Annotated in this window: 9 protein-coding genes and 3 pseudogenes; 8 read left to right on the top strand and 4 right to left on the bottom strand. The window is 61.5% G+C overall.

The window, feature by feature from the left end:
• The 3 genes from EN845_RS32820 to EN845_RS32810 all read left to right on the top strand — a co-directional run.
• A partial coding sequence (locus tag EN845_RS32820; RefSeq protein WP_135897786.1) for a DUF3363 domain-containing protein occupies positions 1 to 1,249 on the top strand: 1,249 nt, incomplete at its 5' end.
• 355 nt (positions 1,250 to 1,604) lie between these two features.
• Positions 1,605 to 2,591, top strand: coding sequence for an ATP-binding protein (locus tag EN845_RS32815; RefSeq protein ID WP_024505649.1), 987 nt, complete (start codon positions 1,605 to 1,607; stop codon positions 2,589 to 2,591).
• A 17-nt stretch (positions 2,592 to 2,608) separates the two neighbouring features.
• Entirely contained in the window at positions 2,609 to 5,077 is a 2,469-nt protein-coding gene (locus tag EN845_RS32810; RefSeq protein WP_063169237.1) for a S8 family peptidase, read from the top strand.
• Between the two features lie 206 nt (positions 5,078 to 5,283).
• On the opposite strand, the gene EN845_RS32805 is transcribed toward EN845_RS32810, so the two are convergent.
• From EN845_RS32805 to EN845_RS32790, 4 genes are read right to left on the bottom strand one after another with little or no spacing between them, the layout of a single operon-like run.
• Positions 5,284 to 6,843 (bottom strand): E2 ligase fold family C protein, encoded by a 1,560-nt coding sequence (locus EN845_RS32805; RefSeq protein ID WP_024505651.1) that lies wholly within the window; start codon positions 6,841 to 6,843, stop codon positions 5,284 to 5,286.
• 3 nt (positions 6,844 to 6,846) lie between these two features.
• Positions 6,847 to 7,335, bottom strand: a complete 489-nt coding sequence (locus tag EN845_RS32800) for a Mov34/MPN/PAD-1 family protein (RefSeq protein WP_024505652.1) — start codon at positions 7,333 to 7,335, stop codon at positions 6,847 to 6,849.
• Positions 7,332 to 7,949, bottom strand: coding sequence for a putative metal-binding protein (locus tag EN845_RS32795; RefSeq protein ID WP_024505653.1), 618 nt, complete (start codon positions 7,947 to 7,949; stop codon positions 7,332 to 7,334). The genes EN845_RS32800 and EN845_RS32795 overlap by 4 nt, the downstream gene beginning before the upstream one ends.
• Positions 7,942 to 8,238, bottom strand: coding sequence for a DUF2604 domain-containing protein (locus tag EN845_RS32790; protein ID WP_024505654.1), 297 nt, complete (start codon positions 8,236 to 8,238; stop codon positions 7,942 to 7,944). Before EN845_RS32790 ends, EN845_RS32795 begins: the two co-directional genes overlap by 8 nt.
• 902 nt (positions 8,239 to 9,140) lie before the next feature.
• Between EN845_RS32790 and EN845_RS32780 the strand changes: the two are divergent.
• From EN845_RS32780 to EN845_RS32765, 5 genes and pseudogenes are all read left to right on the top strand, one after another.
• A pseudogene (locus tag EN845_RS32780) lies at positions 9,141 to 10,034 on the top strand (hypothetical protein); the annotation flags it as partial.
• A gap of 88 nt (positions 10,035 to 10,122) precedes the next feature.
• Positions 10,123 to 11,167: pseudogene (gene fni / locus EN845_RS32775) on the top strand (type 2 isopentenyl-diphosphate Delta-isomerase).
• A gap of 86 nt (positions 11,168 to 11,253) precedes the next feature.
• Positions 11,254 to 11,485: pseudogene (locus EN845_RS36440) on the top strand (IS5/IS1182 family transposase); the annotation flags it as partial.
• Positions 11,486 to 12,152: 667 nt separating this feature from the next.
• Complete coding sequence (locus tag EN845_RS32770) at positions 12,153 to 14,459, top strand: S9 family peptidase (RefSeq protein ID WP_063169235.1); 2,307 nt, start codon at positions 12,153 to 12,155, stop codon at positions 14,457 to 14,459.
• 833 nt (positions 14,460 to 15,292) lie between these two features.
• On the top strand, positions 15,293 to 18,757 hold the full coding sequence (locus EN845_RS32765) for a Ulp1 family isopeptidase (protein ID WP_063169234.1): 3,465 nt from the start codon (positions 15,293 to 15,295) through the stop codon (positions 18,755 to 18,757).
• The last annotated feature ends 119 nt before the right edge of the window (positions 18,758 to 18,876 follow it).

The following is an 18,876-nucleotide window of genomic DNA, read 5'->3' as shown; positions in this document are numbered from 1 at the left end:
ACGCTTCACCAGCATCGACCGTCGGCTGCTCAGCATGCGTGATGATGACGGCCTGGTCTCGCCGGGCGGTCCCGACGCCATTCGCCAGACGCTGCACCAGGGACGGCTGCGCAAGCTCGAGCGGATGGGTCTGGCCGCGGAGGTCGGCGCTGGCTCCTGGCGCCTCGACGATGAGCTCGAAGCCACGCTGCGCCGCACCGGCGAACGCGGCGACATCATCAAGACCATGCACCGCGAACTGACCGGCAAGGGGCTTGCCCGCAGGGCCGCCGACTGGGTGATCCACGATCGATCCGGCGAGCCCGTCCAGTCTCTCGTCGGTCGCGTTGTCGCGCGTGGACTGGCCGACGAGATCAATGACCGCCATTACATGATCGTCGACGCCGTCGACGGTAAGAGCCATTGGATCAACATCGGTAGAGGCGAGGCGATGGAAACGATGCCTAATGGCTGCATCGTGCGTGTCGCGCCAAGGAACACCGAGCCGAGGCAGGTCGATCGTACCATCGCCGAAATCGCCGCCGCGCATGGCGGCCGTTACGACGTCGATATGCACCTGAAGCATGACCCATCCGCCACCGAGAGCTTTGCGCGAACGCATGTGCGGCGGCTGGAGGCGATCCGCCGCGCGACCGGCGGCGTCGAGCGAGAGCCGAACGGCACCTGGCTCATCGCGCCGGACCATCTCGATCGCGTCGCGAATTATGAGGGCCAGCGGGCCAGGGCCGAGCCTGTCGTTGCCGACAAGCTCTCCTCAATGGCGCTGGAGCGACAGGTCAGCTTCAACGGCGCCACCTGGCTCGACCGGGAGCTGGTTGCCGATAGACCCGAGCCTTTGCACGGATCCGGCTTCGGCCGCGACGTGAGAGAGGCGCAAGCTCGCCGGCGGCAGTGGCTGATCGCGCAAGGCCTCGCGCATAAAGAACAGGATGGGATCGTCTATCGAGCCAACATGCTTTCGATCCTGCGCCAGCGAGAACTGAACCGTGTTGCTGGCCAACTGTCGGAGGAACTTGGCCTGCCCTATGCCGAAGCGCGATCCGGAGGACGAGTAGAGGGTACGCTCCGCCGCTCCGTCGAGCTTGCCAGCGGAAAATATGCCGTCGTTGAAAAGTCGCGCGAGTTCACGCTGGTGCCATGGCGGCCGGTGCTTGAGCGCCATGTGGGCAAGGAGGTCTCCGGTGTCGTGAGTGGGGAGGGGATTTCATGGACCGTCGGCCGGCAAAGGAGCGGACCTGGTGTTTCGTGAGATGGTGTACAGCTTTTTAGCCAGCGGCGCGGGCAGCCATGCGAGCCCGCGTAGACCTTATGGCCGCACGCCCGCAATCGGTCGCATGGACCTGCCAGGCGGGGCGGCTTTGGAGCGTTCGGACCCGACACGCTGCGTGAGTGGCCAGACTTCGAGCGCTCGAAGATGCGGACTGTTGTCTGCTGGCCGGCGTTATTCCGGCTGGCCTATGACCGCGGCGCAACAGTTCACCGCTGAAGTTGCCACGGGCGAACATCGACAAGAGAAAAAACACCATTGCGCGTTACAAATCGCCGTTGAAAGCGTTTAGGTTGCATGCGCTTCGCCAAGTAAACGGATACCCCAGAAGAGAGCCATGACCACGGCCCGCCATATCGTGACGCTGCTTAAAAGCCACATTGCCGGCGACGAGGATCGTTTCCTCTCTATCGCGATGCAGCTTGCTGCGCATGAGGCACGTCAAGGCCATGGCAAGCTTGCTCAGGAGCTCAAGGATCTGGTCGACGCAGCCAAGAGCAGGGACGCCCGGATTGCCAAGAGCAGTCGGCCGGTTCCCCTTTTTCAGCCAAAGGGCGAACTCGCAGGCCTCCTGCATGTGCGCTATCCGGACCTGCGACTGACGGACATGATTTTGCCGGACAGTCTGCGCTCGCGCCTGCACCGCGTGCTGGGAGAGCAGCGCCAACAAGCAAGCTTGCGCGAGCACGGGCTTGTTCCCCGTCGCAAACTGCTTCTGGTCGGCCCGCCAGGATCAGGCAAGACGATGACCGCATCGGCATTGGCCGGGGAGCTTCATCTGCCCCTTTTCATGATCGTCCTCGATGGTTTGATCACCAAGTTCATGGGAGAGACTGCCGGAAAGCTGCGGCTTGTTTTTGATGCAATGCAGGCGACGCGGGGCGTCTACTTCTTTGACGAATTCGATGCCATCGGCGCGCGTCGAGGCGAACGCCAGGATGTTGGCGAGATTCGGCGCGTGCTGAATTCGTTTCTGCAGTTTCTCGAGCAAGACGACAGCCACAGCCTGATTATTGCGGCAACAAATCATCCCGAGCTGCTCGACAGAGCTTTGTTCCGCCGTTTCGACGATGTCATCGAATACGCCGTGCCCGATCGGCCGATTATCGAGGCGCTGCTTCGGGCTCGACTCGACCGCTTCGACACCAGAGGGCTTGCCTGGAACGAGGCGATCTCTCAGGCAGAGAGACTGTCGCAGGCCGAGATCACCCGCGCGGCCGACGACGCTGCAAAAACCATCATATTGCGGGGGGGGAAGCGGATCACCTCGGAAGCGCTCATCGACGCTCTGAAGGAACGCCGGCAGGCTTCGCTGTCTGAGTAGCGACAGCACAGATCATAATGGCAGACGATTTTCCGCGCGACCGCGCCCATATCCACCTTCGCAACAACGGCATTCGGGAAGCCTATCGGCGGCCCAACCAACTTATACATGCACCGCCGCTGCCGGCGCGTGATCGGGCGTCGCATGCTGCGGCCTTGACGCAATCCATCGAACAAGCGGTCGAAAGTGCACGCCAGCAGATTGCGGCGCGTGACCCCCAGCTGTCGGTCGGCACGCCTGGCTTTTACCTCGAGATCGATCTGCCCATGTCCGGACGGGCGGCCCTCGACCAGTTGGCCGATCGTCGCCAGCACATGGAGCTGGTCGCCGTCCATGAGCCAACTCAACCCGGTGCTCCCATCACAGCGTCGGTGTTCCTGCCGCAAAGCGCGCAAGCCTATTATTTGCGGAAAGTCGAGGCGTATCGAGACGTTGACACTGACCGCGGCAGACCGCGCAACGAGCCGCTCGTCTCCCGCATGGAGACAGTCAGGCTGGCGACTGCACGATCGTTGTTTACCGACCACGACGACCTCTTCCCCCAGGCCGCTGACGAGCAGGTGTGGTGGGAAGTCTGGCTGCGCGACGGTCGCCGCGAGAACTTCGAGCACATTGCCGAAGCCCTGAACATCACTTTGCGCACGCATGCGGTCAGGTTTCCGGAGCGGGTGGTCATGCTGGCACTCGCCAGCACGGCAATGCTCGACCGCATGATTGCGCACAGCGATGTCGTCGCCGAGCTGCGGCGCGCGAAGGATACGCCGTCCTTCTTCATGGGCCTTGGCGGCGCGGAGCAAAGGGACTGGAGCGACGAGCTTCTCGGGCGCGTCAGACCGCCTCAATCCGATATTGCGGTCTGCATTCTCGACAGCGGCGTACGTCGCACCCACCCGTTGATCGAACCCGCACTTGCCGTTGAAGACTGGCACACCGTCAAACCGGCATGGGGCAGCGACGACACACCTGCGTGGAGCGGCCACGGGACGCGAATGGCAGGTGTCGGCCTGTACGGTGATCTGGTCCCGCTCCTGGTCGGAGGCGATCCAGTTCCATTGCCCTTTCGGCTGGAGAGTGTCCGTATCCTTCCGCCAGAAGACGAGGCAAACGATCCAGAACTCTATGGCTCGATCACCGCGGAAGCGATCGCCCGCGCCGAGGTGCAGGCGCCGGAGCGCCGCCGCGCGATCGCAATGGCTGTGACAAGCGCCAGTCCGGCGCGTGGAAGGCCCACATCGTGGTCTGCCGCTATCGACCAACTCTGTTTCGAAGAGGAGCAGCGACGCTTGATCGTTCTCTCTGCCGGCAATATCGGCGATGACCTCATGCCGGCCGAGCATTTGACGCGCAACGATCTGGAAGCAGTCGATGATCCTTCTCAGGCCTGGAATGCGCTGACGGTCGGCGCTTTCACAGAAAAGGTCGATATCATTGACACCGACTTTGCGGGCTACGCTCCGATCGCGCCGGTCGGCGAGCTCTCGCCGCGCAGTCGCACTTCGGTCGTTTGGGACAGGCAGTGGCCGGTGAAGCCCGAGGTCGTCTTCGAAGGCGGCAATCTCGCCCATGACGGTGTGTTGCCTGGCGAGCCGATCGACGATCTGCAGATATTGACCACTTTCTATCGACCCGAACTGCGCCACTTCACCACCCTCGGAGATACGAGCGCGGCAACGGCCCATGCCGCACGGATGGCGGGACTAATTCTATCAGCGCGCCCCGAGCTGTGGCCTGAAACGGTTCGCGCCCTGATCGTCCACTCGGCCGAATGGACTCCGGCGATGCGCGCACGCATCGATGCGTGCAACGGAGCGAAGGGCGAGATCCAGGCGCTCGTGCGGCGCTATGGTTACGGCGTGCCAGATCTTGGGCGCGCGCTTCTGTCAACGGTGAACGACCTCACGCTTATCGTTGAAGATGAGCTTCAGCCTTTCCAGCGCGAGGGCGGCGCGGCTGCCAAAACGCGTGACATGAAGCTGCATCGCCTGCCTTGGCCGAAGGAGCAGCTCGCGGCGCTCGGCGCTGCCCAGGTCGAGCTCCGCGTCACGCTGTCCTATTTCATCGAACCCAACCCCGGTGAACGCGGATGGACCCGCCGGCATCGTTACGCGTCCCATGGTCTTCGGTTCAGAGTAAAGTCAGCGACCGAGACAGTCGACGAATTCCGAGCCCGCATCAATCAGGCCGCTCGGGACGAGGAGGAAGGGGCGCCTGCTGGAGGCGGAGAAGAGTGGCTGCTCGGCACCTTCCGCGATCGCGGCTCGTTGCACGCCGATTTCTGGTCGGGCAGCGCCGCCGATCTCGCCGAGCGTGATGCGATCGGCGTGTTCCCGGTCGGGGGCTGGTGGAAGGAGAAGCCTTACCTCGAACGCGTCGACGCTCTGGCTCGGTACGCCCTGATTGTGACGATGCGGGCGCCTGGGGTCGATGTTGACATCTTCACACCCGTCGAAGCAGCCCTGACTGTCGAGACGTCGGTCGAGACCTGATGCAGCACTGTCCAAACCGGCCAACAACGGAGGTTTGACCAGCCTCTGGTGCCATGGCGGCTGGTGCTGGATCATCACGTCGGCAACAGGGATCATGCGCGGAGGACGATAGGCCGGCAAAGGAGCGGGCCAAGCGTGTGATAATGGCGCCCATGGTCACGCCCACAAGCCGCGCCCCCTGCGTCTACGGAGAGGTGCGCGTCTGTTTAGGCGGCCGAGACATCGCTTACCTGATCAACGCGCTCGCCGTATTTGCGCCTGTAAGCGGCAATGAAATCGTCGTCGCTACAGATGCAGCGGCCGCTGGAGTCCTTGGCCTTCGGATCGTGCAAGTGAGAGCCAAGGGGGCGCAGAAGATTCACCCGAGTGCTCGTCGTCGGGCTCATGGGAAACCCCGCACTATGTTTGACCAAATCCGCGGCAAGCATAATCCCGGCAAGCACCGACTGAAAGGCCATCGGAACCACAGTTCGAACGCGGCGACTTCCTTCGCTAAGCTGGAACACCAGACCGCCGCAGATAGCCTGCTGATAAAAGGAGCGCAGGGGCTGGCCGACAAACGGGGCTAGCGGTTCAAACGGCACAGCCATCGCTGTAGCCACGCGAACTACAAAGTCGTTGGGAACTCCGGCATTGGTCTGCAGGAGCGTTTTCACCTGCTCGTGTGCTTCCGGTATTCCGAGTTCCTCGGCAATCAGCTGGTGCTCGTCCTTGGATTTTCCGGATGGCAGGTACATGCAACAAAGGCAAGCCTGGCCGTCATCGAAACCATGCCGGGAGATACCGAGATCGTGCTCCTGCGTCCAAGCGTTTGCGATCCATCGCGGCAGTGCACCTTGGACAGCCAGACGGTCGGCGGCGGTGTCAAGCGCCACACCCACTTGGTCGAAGACCCAATTGCCCCGGCGCGCAACATATTCTGCCCACGTCAGAGGGTGCGCCTCGACCTCAAGGGCAGTCGATCTAAGGGCGGTGGCTGCAAGAACCGCTTTGGACATACCAATCTCCGCCTGGCCAGCCAATGCGTAGCGCTGCAGGTTTGAGAGTTCGATCGCTTCGTGATCGATTACATGCAGACGACCTTTGAGATCGGGTTGTCTCGCTAGCGCCCAAAGCGAGCCATGGCCTATCGCACCGAGCCCAACGAGGTGGGTTTCGCCAAGGTCGACTGGGAAGTCGATCGGGCCAGGCTCTCCGGCTTTGGTCTTGTCGTAGCTGCATAGCGAGAGGTCGATGGTTTCGTCCAACTCGGCGCCGGTCAACTGGGCAGCGAAGATAGTTCGAAAGACGTTGGCGGCGCCGAAGCAACTGGCGGCGCCAGCTCCATAAGGCAGCAGACTTGGGCCAGAGCCCACCGGGTCCGTACGCGACAGCTTTGCCGCCCAACCGTCCGATCCCACGAAAAAGATCGGGCACCGGAGTGATGGGCGCGTTACCCCTGCAACGACGCAGACGGTGGCAGACTTGCCGGAACGCCGGATGCCGACTTTTGGATTGATCGACTTTGCCAAGCGCTCCAGCGCTTGGGCTTGAGAGCTCGCCGCGCTGTCCAGCGGGAGTATCGCCAGAACCGGGTAGAGCCTAGCGAGCAATCTCACCGCAAGATCTAGTGTCGCCTGGCCTTCGGCGCAGGAAGCGGCCTGATGGTCGAAGGCGACTGCCACGACCTGCTTTTCAAGAGCTGCTTTGAAGTCTCCCAGATGAAAATCGGCCAGGACCTGAGATGCCGCCGTGGCGGCGCGATCGATGAAGTTAGCGAATGCCATTGTTCAACTCGATATCATGATCATTCGCGACAGTGCCGCGGGAGGGAGCGCATTCCATTTGGCCTTTTCGTCAAGCCGATAGGCGGCGACCCGAGCAAAATCGAAAGGCTCGCGGGCGAAATTCGGCACTACCAGCGACAGACACCCAACCGTGGTAGCAACCGCATAAGCGTCGTCCGTCGTCGAATGGTAGGCGCGGCCCGGATGGCTGTGAATCTGGGCCAAGAGTTTCAGGCCGCTTTTGTAGAGCCAGACATTGAGCCGGTGCAGTTCTTCGGCCGCAACGATCACGCAAACGCCATCGTTTGTCCGAATGTGACGCTGCGCCGGGATAACCGTCTCTGTTACGGCAAAGTGCCGCTCTTGCTGAACGCCGACCCAGAGCGCCATCCCCTCATTGCCCTCGCGACCAACTGAGCGCAGATGCCCATGCGTGGTCGAGATGCAGCCGCGCGGGAGAGTCACGATCGTTACATCTCTCAAACCAGTCATTCTTGTATCGCCTGAGGGGATACCACCATTCCTACGATTGTCGGTTGGAGTTGAATCTGCAACTGCTCTATAGGAACGATTCCGTACTTGATGATCTTGTCCAGGATGAAGGCCAAACAGCCTTCGCCAGAACCCCGATGAAGCAGCCATGGATCACCTGAATGGGCTGGATTGTCGTGGTATTCCCGGACGCCCGCCATGCACAGGAATGGTTCGTCCTCGGGACTGTTGGCCTGGATGAAGTCCGTCAGCGGCACGGCGTTCTGCTGGATGAGAGCTCCTATCATCTCCGGCGGCGTTCCGGGCAGCGGCGGACGTCTAAGCATTTTCAGGTATAGATCTTTCCGGGCAATCGGATGACGCGTAAACGGATCGACGAAGACCACGGACGGTGGTCTTAAGTCGTAGTCGGTGAAGTCGACCTCGCTCGCTGCGCTGACCACCCGTGGCTTTAACTTGGGGCTGGCGAAAATGAAGAAAGCGCGCGGAAAGGTCGCCTCGATCAAGAAGCAGCCCTGAGCCCGATAGACATCAGCATATGGCCGGAACCGGCCGATCTCCCGATCAAACTTCGCTCGGGAGACCTCCGGATCCACACTTTGGTGTTTAGGCACCTGCGACGCCCGCCTTCAGGCTGAGGAACAGGGTCACAGTATTCGGGAAACCGAAGTCGCCAAGCTTCTTGTCGACATCGAGCAAGTTGCCGGCCTCATCCTTGAATTCCCAATTCTCGGCTGGTTGGGCGACATTCTGCGTGTTCTCAAGGGCTTTGGTACGAATGACGTGAAGCGGCTGGTTGGGATTGGCTTCGACCTGCGTGGGCTGGCCGTTCACCACCACCGTGATCTCGATCTTGCCCGGTCCGCCGCCGTGATTATCGCCCTTACCCGAATCCTTCGACATTGTCCTACTCCTGTGGCTTGCCAACCGCCCCACGCCCTGGCGCCCACCTGCGAGTGAGACCGGCGGTCTTCAATCGTTCACCCGGCGCCACGGCCGCGAGTACGCGAAAGACAGGGGATAAGCTACCGAATCGGTGCTTGCCTTCTTTTATGGGTGACTTGAGCCGCAAGTAAATGGTCTCAAATTGCTCCTCACAACTATAATCGATTAGAGCAATGCAAAAATATTGGCGACACGCCTATTCATCTGCTCTCTCACTCGCCTGCTCCGTGCTTGGCAAGGGGAGCTTTGACTGCGTCACGCGTCCCCCAAGCAGCCGATTGCGCCGGCAGCGCCGTAGGAACCGTCGTTCAGAGTCTTCACCACTCAAGCAGCCGCATGGATGCAGCCGACGCTCGTCTCCACAAACAGCGCAAGTGGTGCCTTGTTGGATAAGGTCGCCTCGTCCCTGGTGCAGCATCTGTCGGAACGGGTCCGCTGCGAGACCATGCCTCATCATCGCGCATGCGCAGCAGCCGGCGGTCGATGCTCGTAAGGCGTTCTGCTCATTTCGTGGCGAAGGCGCTGCTCGACTCGCGGACATATGCGGGCACCGAGGCGGAGGCTGACCAGTCGGCGCCGCGTTCGCGGATGTCGCTTGCAATGTGCTCGCGTGCGTTTGCCGCCGGCGACCTTGCCGTCCTCGCCTGCTATGGCGAGCCGGCGCAAGCGGATTGCTCGATACTGCCGGCGTGGCTGCGGGCCGGTCCTAACGGCCGTTCACAAGAGCTTGCATCAGCAACTGGCAATCGGATCGATAACTTCGCGATCGCCGTTATGGCGCGGAGATGCGGTCTCGCCGGGTTGTGGCTGGCGCTTCGTTGTGGGCGGCGCGTCGTAGCCGAGGGAGCAGGGGCGGCGCCATGATCCAGACCGAACGCGCGCTGCAGCAGGTGCTTGAGTGGGGGCGTGCCCTGACCGGTTTCGCGGATGAGCATGCTGAGGAAGCGGTAAGGGGCGGCCAGTATATCCTGCAACGCATTCACCCGAGCCTGCGCGACACCAGCGCCCGCACCGGCCGCGATCCGCAGGACGAAACGCTGATCGTGGCGTTCTATCGCGAACTGGCGCTGCTGTTCTGGCTAGACGATTGCAACGACGTTGGCCTGATCGCGCCGGAGCAGCTCGCCGCCCTGGAGCAGGCGCTGGGGCACGGCGTACCGTGCGTGCTCTCCGGATTCGAGGGCTGCGCTCAGCTGCGCGCTTCGCTGGCTGCGCTCGCTTACGATCGTCACGACTATGCTCGGCTTCTCGACTATACCCGGTGCTACTGCGCGGCGCTGCGCGCCGGACACGCGCAGGCGGCAGGGGCGCGACGCTGGTCTTACGCCGAGTACCTGCACAACGGCATCGATTCGATCGCTTACGGGACCGTGTTCTGTTGCCTGTCGCTGCTGTGGGGGCTGGACATGGCGACCTTGCGCGCGCGTCCAGCGTTTCGCCAGGTCCTGCGGCTCATCTCAGTGATAGGGCGCCTGCAGAACGATCTGCATGGACGCGACAAGGACAGGTCGGCCGGCGATAACGCGGCGATCCTGCTTCTGCAGCGCTATCCGGCTATGCCTGTGGTTGAGTTCCTCAACGACGAGTTGGCCGGCCATACGCGCATGCTGCACCGGGTGATGGCGGAAGAATGCTTTCCCGCGCCGTGGGGACCGTTGATCGAGGCGATGGCGGCGATCCGCGCGCAGTACTACCAGACTTCGACCAGCCGCTATCGCAGCGACGCTGCAGGGGGAGGCCAGCGTGCGTCGGCCTGGACGCGCCGGAGGCGGCGGCTTGGGCGCGCTGCCGTCGGTTCGATCCGACGCAACGCCGTCGCCCGCTGCTACGGATGGAGCGAGCATGAGCGACACCGCCCTGAGCCGGGGAAGGACGAACATCTGGACATCGTGCTGGATCGGCGAACGGCGCCGGCCACGGTGGCCGCTGGCTGGGAGTACATCCATTTCGAACACTGCGCACTGCCCGAGTTGGACCTGACGCAGATCGACCTGCGCGCCTCGCTGCTGGGCAAGGCTATGCGCGCGCCGCTGCTGATCAGCTCTATGGCCGGCGGCATGCCACGGGCCGAGGCCATCAACCGGCATTTGAGCGAGGCAGCGCAAGCCTTGGGGATCGCCATGTGCGGTTCGCAGCGTGTGAGCCTGCAATCCCGCAACTCCCAGGGGCTAACGCGCGCGCTGCGCCGCCTGGCGCCAGACATTCCCTTGCTGGCCAATATCGGCGCCGCGCAACTGCGGGAGGCCGACGGCCTGGACCTGGCGCGTCGCGCGGTGGACGCGCTGGAGGCCGATGGGCTCATCGTCCATCTCAATCCGCTGCAGGAAGCGGTACAGCCGGAGGGCGACCGCGAACTGGCGCGGCGTCCTGGCGCTGATCGCTGGCGCCGCGCGCATCGTGGGCGTGCCGATGGTGGCCAAGGAAGTGGGGGCGGGCCTGTCCGCCTCGGTGCCTGTGCGCTCGTCGAGGCGGGCGTGGCGGTAATCGATGTCGCCGGCGCCGGCGGCACCAGTTGGGCCGCAGTGGAGGGCGAGCGCGCCCGCAATGCCGCCGACCGTGCAGTGGCGATGTCATTCGCCGATTGGGGGATTCCACCCTGACCAGCGTGCAGGCGGTGCGTCGGGCGCTGCCAACGGTGAAGCTGATCGCGTCGGGCGGGATCCGCGATGGCGTCGACGTGGCCAAGGCCATCCGCCTGGGCGCGGACATCGCCGGGCAGGCGGCCAGCGTGCTGGGCGCGGCGACAGTGTCCACCGGGGCCGTTGTCGCGCATTTCGAGATCGTCATCCGCCAGTTGGCCGTCGCCTGCTTCTGCACGGGCTCGGCTGATCTGGCGGCGTTGCGTCAGGCGCGCTTGTTGCCCTCGTCGCATTTGTCCGCCGGTTGATGTCGGCGTCGTCCGCACGCTAACAGCAGGCTGCTGAAATACCTACGCCAAAGACAGACTATTGATCCCCCTGGCGAGACGGCTCGATTGACGGGAGCGATGTGTTCATGGAGCAGCTGTTCACGATGAAGCGGTTGGAAGATTTCGTTCCAGCCGGTCATCCTGGTGCCCGCACCGGCTGATGATCAATGGAGCGCTGGTGCGGCTAGACGGCATCCTTTCCGGCATGTACGCCTGCAGTGCCAAAGGCGGTCGCCCCAGCGTTGCGCCGGAGAAATTGCTGCGGGCCGTGTGTTGCAGGTGTTCTACAGCGTCCGTCGGAATTGATGCAGCAGGTGCTGCTGTGGCAAGGCCAAGACCCGGGAATGCCGTCAGCTTTGATCAGGCGCTTCGGGCCGTCGGAAACGCGCGAAGAGTCCGGCTTTCGAAAAAGGCCGAACGCCTCAGATAAAGCCAGAACTCCTTGGGTCACCATCAAACCAATTTGACGCCCCGGGACAATTTCGTCCGGCATTGTCCGGTGTGCGACGATGTTGGGGATGCGACATAGGCGGATTGCCGTGTATTTAAACCGCTTTTCCTTTGGCACGCATATTGCGCCCTATCGGTAAACCTCGTCATGGGCCGGCGGCAATCGCTCGGAGATTGTCGAAATAGCACAATGATTTCTGCCGGGGTGACATCCGGCCCGACTAGAGCAGGACCTTTCAGATGATGCAGAAAAGCAAGCGGCCATACTCGCGGGGAAATAGTCGCGTCAGGGCTGCATGGACGCTCTTTCCTGGTTGTTTCGGCGGCGGACGCCAACTCTTCAATCGGCACCCGAACCAGTGCCTGGATGTCCAAGGAGCGCCCCTGTTGCGCGTGCCTGGCTGCACCCGCGTGCTGGCTCTCCTCCAAGGCGACGCTTCGGCGCTGCTGCAGACCGGCGACGAGAACCCAACTTCAAAATTAGCATTCCGAAAACCGAAAGAAGTGAACAGGTATGTCCAGGATCGGCGCTTTGACGCGCGCCGCATGGCGATCGGCAACTCAGACGCTGGCCAAGGGTTCGAAAAGTTTACACCCGACGCTAGCGCCGGCCGATTTCAAGCGCGCACTTACGATCAACGATCGATATGGCGGGCTCACTGTCAATGTCCCCAAAATGCCTTTCTGGCTGACCGGGGGTGAAGCCTTCGTCTACCGCCGGACTAGCCACGGCGAGCAGCAGTTCATGCAGGTCGATGCTGCCACGGGTTTCAAGCGGCCCGCTTTCGATCAGGCGCGTCTGGCGGCAGCGCTAAACAAGGTGAGCCATGAGAGCTATCAAGCCGGCAATCTTCCGTTCGACCGTTTCGAACTGAGTGAGGATGGTCGCAGGCTCGACTTCCAGATTGAAGACACCCGGTGGAGCTGCGACCTTGCAAGCTATGACTGTACCAGCACCACATTCGATGCAAGGAAAGGGGACCGTAGGGAGCTCAGCCACCGCTACACGCCGCCAGCGGAGAACAACCCCGACAAGAGCAACGCGTCGCCCGACGGCAAATGGATCGCCTATATCAAGAACTGCAACGTTTTCCTGCGCAGCGAGGACGGATTGCAGGATGTTCCTCTGAGCCGGGACGGAGCCGAAGGCAATTGCTACGTCTTTTCGACGCTGAGCTGGTCGCCGGACTCGCGCCACCTCGCCGCTTACCTTGTTCGCCCCGGCTATAGGCGAGAGGTCCGCTACCTCAATTCTTCGACGGACCAGTTGGAGCGGGAATATTCAACAAAATTCTATCCCAGGCCGGGCGATGTCCTTCCGCTGCCCCAGCCAGTCCTGTTCGACATTGCCGGCCGGCGCCAGATCGTGATTGACGGTGCCCTCTTCTCGAACGTCTTCGAACTTTCCCCTCTCCGGTGGTGGGCGGACAGCCGCGGCTTCACTTTCGAATATAACCAGCGCGGGCATCAGCTCTATCGCCTGGTCGAGGTAGACGCCGCCTCGGGCCGCGGGCGCTCCCTGATCGATGAGACCAGCGAGACATTCGTTGATTATTTGCCGCTGGGGCATGGCCAGGAGGATGCCGGAAAAATCTTCCGTTACGATGTCGATGACGGGAAGGAGATCATCTGGGCATCAGAGCGCGACGGGTATGAGCATTTGTATCTTTTCAACGGCCGGACAGGCGCGCTCGAAAACCAGATCACGCGAGGTGAGTGGGTCGTCCGGAGGGTCAACCATGTCGATCCGGTCAAGCGTCAGATCTGGTTCGAGGCGAGCGGGATGAACTCGCAGGAGGACCCCTATTGGGTCCATGCTTACCGCATCGGCTTTGACGGCAAGGGACTGACTGCACTGACGCCCGAACCGGCCAACCACCATATCGAGTTCTCGCCTGACAGGCGCTATTATGTCGATCTCTGGTCACGCATCGATCTGCCCCCGCGCATGGCACTCTACCGCGCCAGCGACAATGCCAAGCTCCAGCAGATCGAGACGGCCGACATTTCTGAGCTCGTCGCCGCAGGCTGGCAGCCGCCGCTCAGTTTCCATTCCAAGGGGCGCGACGGCAAAACTGACATCTGGGGCGTGCTCCACCTGCCAGCCAACTTCGACCCGACGAAGAAATACCCGGTTGTGGAGAATATCTATGCTGGACCCCACGGCTCCTTCGTCCCAAAATCCTTCTCGCGGTGGACAGAGCCGCTCACGCAGCTGGGCTTCGTCGTTGCTCAGATCGACGGCATGGGCACCAACAACCGCTCCCGCGCCTTCCATGATGTTGCTTGGAAGAATCTGAAGGACGCAGGATTTCCCGATCGCATTCTGTGGCACAAGGCGGCGGCCGCGCAATATCCATGGTACGACATATCCAACGTCGGCATTTTTGGCGCATCCGCCGGCGGCCAGAGTGCAGTCAGCGCGCTGCTCTTTCACCCCGATTTCTACAAGGTCGCCGTCGCCAAAAACGGCTGCTTCGACAACAGGATAGACAAGACCTGGTGGAACGAACTTTGGATGGGGTGGCCGGTCGGCATTGAATATTCGCAATCCTCCGCCGTTGACAATGCTCACAGGCTGCAGGGCAAGCTGATGATCGCGGTCGGCGAAATGGATGATAATGTCGATCCGTTTTGCTCGTTCCAGCTTGCCGATCGACTCATCAAGGCAGGAAAAGATTTTGACATGGTCTACGTTCCTGGTGCCAATCACCATACTCTAGGCACCTACACCGAGCGCAAACTCCTAGACTTCTTCGTTCGCAACATTCTCGGTCAGACCCCGCCCGACTGGAACACCAAACCGATCGAGCTGGAATAGCTTGTGGCTCTTGCAATTGTTAGCTCGCCTTATCAGCTGTAATCAGGGCGAGGCGCGAGCAAATCTGCACCGAAGGACGATCGTGGAGTCTAGGACTTGCGCTGCGTATTGAGGATCGGCTCGCCGCGACGTTGGTCTGAGCAAACTGCTTGATAGGCACGCCTGCAGACCGCGTGTGTGCGATTGCAAGATCCCCTATCAGCCTGGTGTGAAGCGTTCAGGGGAAAAGCCGCACCCAACGCCGCTTCCGCTCGCCGTAACGCTACGGCGGTGCGGCCCACCGATCCGCTCGACGAGCATTGGAACACATAGGTCCCCGAACGGACGATTGCCTTGGCAATAGAAGACCCTCGTCGGTCATCGCCGCTGTGGGTGGCAGCCCGTCGGTCTGGAGCTGCCACGATTCTCATCCTCGCGTCACATATGAGCTGAAGCTTTCCGGATCGGGTATCCAATCGGCATCCAGTTGCTCGGCGATATGGTTGAATTCTGCCCTCAGGACAAGAGTGAGTAGAGCAGCCCCGCTACGAAAATCCCATCCTGGTTCGTTTGACGCATCGACTATTCAGATTGATTGGCGTGATACCCGGCGCGGCCGCAACACGCGAGGCCGTCAACCGCTGAGCAGAAAACCAGCCTTCGCCTTCCGCGGCGGCGGACCTCGTCAGCCTCTCGAAAGCTTGCCTGAGTAGGTTGCTCATGTGATCTGTGGAAGTGAGGATAGCGTGCACCCGTACAAACTAGACATTCATCGTGGCAGCTTGGCTGCAGGTGCAGCACGCCGTACCGCACGAGCAAGCGGACAGGCCGGCCAAGCCGGTTTTGAGCAGCACTTGGGCGAACTGCAGGCGGCGGACGAGTTGATGGGTGCGCTAGGCGAGGAGGTCCTCGTCAATGGCTCGCATGGTAAAGGTGAGTTGAGACCAACGAAGAGGCAGAGGATCCAAAGCAATCTGCAGCATGCTGTCACTGAGCGGCAACCAGGTGAGGTTGGCAACTCAGGCGCTCGCGTGATGATGCAACTCCCCACCGATCAGGTGGGTACATCGGAACGGGAGGCGCAACTTGTGATGCAGGGGGACGAGCACGAATACACCCCAGCACCGCATCTCGACGGGTCGATGCCCTCGACAGTGCAGCCGGATCGTCCAATTGTGGTCCCCGACGGTGCCGACAAGCGTCCTGTTTATTCCAACGATGCCACCGCCATCGAAGGGCTGAAGTCAGCACTCCTTGCGGGTAAAGCCAGGCCGGACACGGTCACTCGCAGCACAAATTCTCTTTTCGGCTTTAGTCGTTGGCTCTTTCAAAACAACAAGCCAGGGCTTGCTGCTCGGCTTTACCATCCGTCGCTGAGCCAGGATCTCGAGGAGTACGAGAGTAGGGGTGGTTCCTCCACCGTGGCTGGCGCACTGCGTCAATTGATGAAGTCGATGGGCGGAGCCGGCCCGATTGTGGGTCGCGCTGTCCTGAACCCCCATCCTGACGACGCCGCGCTCACCAGACATTTCAGATCCGCGAGCGGCTACGCAACTGCTCTTAACCATTTCAGTCATTACCTACGTCAAAATGACAAGCTCGGAATTGCGGGTCGCATTTACGATAAATCGCTGGATAAAGATGTTGAGAGCTACAAGGCCGCCTCCTCTAATGGTGGAGCTCCGATCGAATCTGCGCTGGTTTATCTCCGCAAGAACCCGCCGCGCGTTATACTCGGGAATCATCTGGAAAACGCGGTCAGCATGGAGGCTCGTCCCCGTGGCGACGCTGCTCAGCATACCGCACCACAGCAGGGATTCGATTGGCCAGAGGAGCTCCTGCCGGTAGGTTATAAGGAGGGCACCGATCTACCATTGTCTCTCGCCCCAACCGCGCACCAACACCAAGCGCCCGACTTTGGAGAGGCCGTCCCTCACTTGAACTGGCGCCACGGCGACCAGGGCGCCCCGGAGGAGCTGGTAGCTGCACGGGACAGGAGCAGCCCGCTGCCAAGCGAGGCGGTGCCACATAAATCTGGACGGGGACTCGCTACGCAGCCCAGATTGTGGGCGGAGAAATCCGCCTCGCCAGAGCTCTTTCGACGGCGGGCGGAGCAGGCTCTGCCGGCGTCCGCCAGAGGTGTGGAGACATCCTCCGCGGTTGATGAAGCCGCGCAGGCCGCTCGCCAAGCTTTGGCTTGGTTGCAGCAGGAGATGGAGGGGATCGAACCGATGCAGGATCCTCATGAGGTGGCTACACCGGAATGTGAGGCGCAGCTCGTCAGGCAGAGGGATGAGCACGAATCCACCCCAGCACCGCATCCCGGAGGTGGTGGGTCGATGCCCTCGACAGTGCAGCCGGATCGTCCAATTGTAGTCCCCGACGGTGCCGACAAGCGTCCTGTCTATTCCAACGATGCGACCGCTATCGAAGGGCTGAGGGCAGCATTCCACGCGGGTAAGGCCAAAGCGAACACGGTCACTTACAATGTAAATTCTCTTTTCGGCTTTAGTCGGTGGCTCCTTCAAAACAACAAGCCAGGGTTTGCTGCTCGGCTTTACCATTCGTCGCTGGATCAGGATCTCAAGGAGTACGAGAGTACGGGTGGTTCCTCCACCGTGGCTGGCGCACTGCGTTACCTCAAGAAGTCGACAGGCGGAGCCCCGATTATGGCTCGCCCTGTCGTGATCCCCTATCCTGACGATGCCGAGCTCATTAGAAATTACAGAGCCGCTTCGACCAAGGAGTACCTGGCAGCGCCTGCGACCGGACGGAATCCAGATACCGTGGGCGGCTATACAAATTTTCTTAGACATTTTAGTCAGTACCTGCGTCAAAATAACAAGCTTGGGATTGCGGCTCGGATTCACGACAAATCGCTGGATAAAGATGTTGAGAGCTTCAAGGCTGTCTCCTATGGTAATAGGCTAAGTATCAGTTCTGCATTGGCTCACCTCCGGGATATCCTGCCGCGCATTGTGCTCGGGCGCGAAACTGTCCTTTCTGCTCATCCGGCAGACGCAGTCACCAGGCGCGTTGGGGCCGCTGCTGAAGCTGGGCCAGCGGCACCGGCAAGAGCTCCCCAACCCGCCTCGCCAGCAACCGCTAGGCTGCCAGGCACCTACCGCGGCCTTCCACTGGTTGATGTGACCACACTGACTACCAGTTCCTCTGGGGCTCAGATCGGGGCGCTCGATCCGACAGCCCCGTCCAACGTTGCAACGGGGCGGGTGCTCGGCGCCGCCGAATGGCTGAGCGACGCCCATATCCAGAGAGATTACAATTTGCTGGAGGGGCAACTGCAGGGGATCAATCCGGCGCTCGCTGCCCGGACTCGGCTGGTGGATCCTTCCGTATCCCATCTACTGCGACACACGTCGCCGCAAGACGCTCGAGGCATATTGCAGTCCATCTATAATCAAAACAACGCCACAGCCGACTTCCTGTTCTTGCCAGTGAATAATGGCACGGCTACTAGCCCCGGCACCCATTGGTCGCTGCTGCTCGTTGATCGCCGCGACCCGGAAAGGCGGTTCGCCTATCACTACGACTCCCTCCAGCGAGAGGGATATAACGACGTGCCTGCAAAACAGCTCGCAGGACTGCTGAATGCCACCTTGGCGCCAGCCCCCATGGCCAGACAGACGAACCATTATGATTGCGGCGTATTTGTCCTGGAGGGCACGTGGGCGCTGGTTGAACGATTGGTGAAAGGGCAGCGGCCAGACCACGAGCCGCTGCCCCTCGACAACCTCGTTGCCGATCGGCAGGCGCTGCAAGACCGGCTAAGGAGGCGCTTGCCGCACGAGGAAGAGCCGCGGCAGCTGCTGGAGGATGAACCCGCCTCCCCACCGATGATGGCATTCGAGCCAGGGGAACTGCGGCAACTGTTGGAAGACGAGCCTGCCTCCCCACCAATGATGGCGTTCGAGCCAGGGGAACTGCGGCAACTGTTGGAGGACGAACCTGCCTCCCCACCAATGATGGCGTTCGAGCCAGGGGAACTGCGGCAACTGTTGGAGGACGAGCCTGCCTCCCCACCAATGATGGCGTTCGAGCCAGGGGAACTGCGGCAGCTGTTGGAGGATGAACCCGCTTCCCCACCGATGATGGCGTTCGAGCCAGGGGAACTGCGGCAACTGTTGGAGGATGAACCCGCTTCCCCACCGATGATGGCGTTCGAGCCAGGGGAACTGCGGCAACTGTTGGAAGACGAGCCTGCCTCCACTTGGGCACAAATCAATTCGACCCCACATGCGCGAGCGGACGGTGTTCATCAGCCAGCCCAGGCGCCGTGGCTCCCTGAACGCAGAAGATAACTTTGCGGAGGAGCGGTCACGCAACTGTCGGCGGCGCCGGGCCTCAGGGTGAATGGAAAGGATGGAGTGGCGGATGGTGTCGCGTGAAGGCGCAACACGCGTGCTGACCGACCTGCATA

Source organism: Mesorhizobium sp. M8A.F.Ca.ET.202.01.1.1 (genome assembly GCF_004791595.1).
In the GTDB taxonomy this organism is placed as follows: Bacteria; Pseudomonadota; Alphaproteobacteria; order Rhizobiales; family Rhizobiaceae; genus Mesorhizobium.
This window is presented reverse-complemented; position numbering and strand designations above follow the sequence as displayed.